Source organism: Spirillospora sp. NPDC046719, from assembly GCF_040645715.1.
Taxonomy (GTDB): Bacteria; Actinomycetota; Actinomycetes; order Streptosporangiales; family Streptosporangiaceae; genus Spirillospora.
In genome coordinates, this window is sequence record NZ_JBEYYT010000953.1 from 1 (window position 1) to 1,034 (window position 1,034).

Consider the following 1,034-nt stretch of genomic DNA (forward strand, 5'->3'; position numbering starts at 1 on the left):
GTCGTCGGGCGCGGCGACCCGCTCGGCCGCACCGGCACCGCCGGGGCCTGCGGCGGCGCCCCGGCCGCCCGCGCCGAGGTCCGCTTCGACCTGCGCCGCGGCGCCGCGCCCGTCCCGCTGGACGGCGCCGTCATCGGCGGCTGGACGTTCAGCGAACGCGCGAAACCGCTGCTCGGATTCGCCGAGCGCGGCCTGCTCCAGGTGCTTCCCGGGGGCCTCATCGCCAACCTCGGCGCGGTCCCCGCGGCGGATGCCCCGCCGAAAGCGCCGGCGCCCGGCCACGAGCCGGGCGGCGGCGCAGGATCGGCCGGCGACCCGTCGCCGTCCGCTACCCAGAACAGGAGTCCGAGCGGTGCGAACACGCAACAGTGACGATCCCGCGGTGCCCGCGTGGGTGCTGCGAACCGTGCTCGTCGGCGCGGTGCTGGTGCTCGCCGGCGCCGCGACCCCGCCGGGCGCCGTCGCCGCGGCGCAGGCGCAGTACTTCCTCTCCTTCTACGCGGGCGTCTTCACGCTGCTCGCGCTGACCGGCGCGGTGATGACCGGACTGCTGGCCACCGAGCGGCTGATCCTGAAGATCCGGCACCGGGTGCTGGCGCAGGGCGCGCACCGCGCGTGCGCGGTCGTCGCGTCGGTGATGGTCGTCGCGCACATCGCGGTCAAGGTGCTGGGCGGGCTCGCGACGCCCGCGCAGATCGTGGTGCCGACGCCGGACGCGGTCGGCCTCGGCACCGTCGCGTTCGAGCTGATGGTGCTGATCGCGATCACCGGCATCCTGCGGACCCGGTTCGTGGCCCGCGCCCGCCCGTGGGTGTGGCGCTCGATGCACGCCGTCGCGTACGTCTCGTGGCCGATCGGGATCCTGCACGGCCTGACCGCGGGACGGGTCGCGGCGAACTGGGTGGTGCTCAGCTACGTGATGAGCGTCGTCTTCGTCGTCATCGCGCTCGCCACCCGGCTCATCGTGGTGATCAAACCGCGCGAGGTCGGGCGGGCGGGCGACGGCTTCGCCGCCGGTGAGCGGGCGGCTGCCG

At 75.6% G+C, this 1,034-nt stretch carries 1 protein-coding gene and 1 pseudogene; both read left to right on the top strand.

Going from position 1 to position 1,034, the window contains the following annotated elements; all coding sequences use genetic code 11:
• A pseudogene (locus ABZ914_RS51805) lies at window positions 1-372 on the top strand (hypothetical protein); the annotation flags it as partial.
• Window positions 353-1,034, top strand: a 682-nt coding sequence (locus ABZ914_RS51810; protein WP_500201877.1) for a hypothetical protein, incomplete at its 3' end; no start/stop codon positions are given. The pseudogene ABZ914_RS51805 and the gene ABZ914_RS51810, both read left to right, overlap by 20 nt.